Here is a 2,482-nt window from a genome sequence, read left to right on the forward strand (position 1 = left end):
GGGGAGGGGTACCGGGTGGTGCTCACCGCCCGCCGCGCCGACCGGATCGAGGCCCTGGCGGCGGAGTTGCGGGAGGCCGGCGGCGAGGCCGAGGCGTACCCGCTGGACGTCACCGACGGGGCGGCGGTGGACGCCTTCGCCGAGCACCTGGGCGGGGAGTGCCGGGTGCTGGTCAACAACGCGGGCGGGGCCCTCGGTCTGGACCCGGTGGCCTCCGGCGACCCGGCGGACTGGCGGGCGATGTACGAGGTGAACGTGCTGGGCACGCTGCACCTGACCCGGGCGCTGCTGCCGGCGCTGATCGCCTCCGGGGACGGCACGGTGGTGGTGGTCACCTCCACCGCCGGGCACGCCCCCTACGAGGGCGGTGCGGGGTACGTGGCGGCCAAGCACGCCCAGCACGTGCTGGCGCGGACCCTGCGGCTGGAGATCGTGGCGGAGCCGGTGCGGGTGATCGAGATCGCGCCGGGGATGGTGCGCACCGAGGAGTTCTCGCTGACCCGGTTCCGGGGTGACGCGGAGCGGGCGGAGAAGGTGTACCGGGGGGTGGCGAACCCGCTGACGGCGGAGGACGTGGCGGACACCATCGGCTGGGCGGTGACCCGGCCGCCGCACGTGAACGTGGACCTGCTGGTGGTGCGGCCGAGGGCGCAGGCGTCGAACGAGAAGGTGCACCGGGAGGGCTGAGCCCGGCCCCGATCACCGGCGGTCGGCGGAACGGGAGCGGGTCGGGCACGGCCGGCTGCCGTGCCCGACCCCTGTGGGGGGTGCTCCGTGGTGGTCGGTGGGCCGCCCGGACCCGGGGCCCGGGTCACGGGTCGGGCCGGGGGTTACGGGATGGTGAGCGTGGTGGTGGCGGTGTCGTCCAGGCCGTTGCCGTCGGTGACGGTCAGGGTGACGGTCCAGGTGCCCCGGGTGTAGATCCGGCTGACGGTCGCGCCGTCGGCGCCGGAGCCGTCCCCGAGGTCCCAGCGGTAGCCGCTGATGGGGCTGTCACCGGCGGTGGAGCCGGTGCCGCTGAGCGAGCACAGGTGGAAGAAGAGGTAGTTCGCGCAGCTGCCGGAGATCCGTGCGGTCGGCCCCTGCTGCGCGGGGGCGCCGAGGTCCACGGTCACCGAGGTGGAGGCGGAGGCCCCGGCGGCGTCGGTGACGGTCAGGGTGACCGTGTACCGGCCCTCGGAGGCGTAGGTGTGCTCGGTGACGGCGCCCGTTCCGTCGGCGCCGTCACCGAGGTTCCAGGACCAGCCGGTGATCGCACCGGCGGGTGAGGTGGAGCCGTTTCCGTCGAACACGCAGGTGAGGGTGGTGTCGTCACAGCTGTGGGAGATCGCGGCGGCCGGTTGTCCGCCGGAGCCGCCCCCGCCGGGGACCTGGAGCAGCTTGTTCGGGGTGCCGCTGCCGGGGTTGCCGATGACGCCGGGCACGGTGAGGGCGTCGAGGGTGTCCCACACCTGCTCGGGGGAGGCGTCGGGGGCGTCGGCGAGGACCAGGGCGGCGGCGCCGGCGACGTGCGGGGCGGCCATCGAGGTGCCGGAGATGGTGTTCACCGCGGTGTCGGAGGTGTGCCACGGGGCGGTGATGCCCTGGCCGGGGGCGAAGAGGTCGACGACCGGCCCGTAGCTGGAGGACGCGGCGCGGTTGTCGGCGTTGGTGCTCGACGCCACCGTGATGGCCTCGGCGACCCGGGCGGGGGAGGAGCCGCCGGCGTTGTTGTTGCTGTTGCCGGCGGCGACGGTGTAGGTGACGCCGGAGGCGATGGAGTCGCGGACGGCCTGGTCGAGGGCGGCGTTGGCGCCGCCGCCCAGGCTCATGTTGGCGACCGAGGGACCGGAGGCGTTGGCGGTCACCCAGTTGATGCCGTCGATGACGCCCTGGATGGTGCCGGAGCCGGAGTTGTTGAGCACCTTCACGCTGACCAGGTCGGCCTTCTTGGCGACCCCGTGGGCGGTGCCGGCGGCGGTGCCGGCGACGTGGGTGCCGTGGCCGTTGCCGTCGGAGCCGTCGCCGCCGAAGGCGTCGAAGCCGGGGGTCGCCCGGCCGCCGAAGTCGGTGTGGCCGTACCGGATGCCGGTGTCGAGGATGTAGACGGTCACGCCCTCCCCGGCGTGCGCGGGGTATGTGTAGGAGTTGTCCAGGGGGAGGGCCGGCTGGTCGATGCGGTCCAGGCCCCAGGACGGCGGGTTGAGCTGCGTCCCGGTGAACAGCGAGACGGTCTCGTCCTGCACGACCTTGTCGACCAGCGGGTCGGCGGCCAGTTCCAGGGCCTGCGCCTCGTCGGCCTCGATCGCGATGCCGTTGAGGACGGCGTCCCAGGTGCTGGTGATCCCGACGCCGTACCGCTCGGCGAGTTCCCCGACGGCCGGTGAGTCGGCCTCCAGGGCGTCGTCGAGCATGACGATGTAGCTGCCCTCGATCGCCCCGGGCTCCCCGGCGTTCTCGATGACGTCGGTGGGGTCGGGAGCGGGGGTGTGTCTTCTATGCA

The 2,482-nt window shown here is 73.9% G+C and carries 2 protein-coding genes; one reads left to right on the forward strand and one right to left on the reverse strand.

The features are described 5' to 3' along the window. Positions 1 to 687 (forward strand): SDR family NAD(P)-dependent oxidoreductase (locus FOE67_RS22655; RefSeq protein WP_182666697.1); only part of this gene is annotated, 687 nt, incomplete at its 5' end. 143 nt (positions 688 to 830) lie between these two features. Here FOE67_RS22655 and FOE67_RS22660 read toward each other — a convergent pair. Beyond that, positions 831 to 2,482, reverse strand: a 1,652-nt coding sequence (locus FOE67_RS22660) for a S8 family serine peptidase (RefSeq protein WP_182666698.1), incomplete at its 5' end; no start/stop codon positions are given.

The sequence above is a fragment of the Streptomyces calidiresistens genome, from assembly GCF_014141525.1.
GTDB classification, from domain to species: Bacteria; Actinomycetota; Actinomycetes; order Streptomycetales; family Streptomycetaceae; genus Streptomyces; species Streptomyces calidiresistens.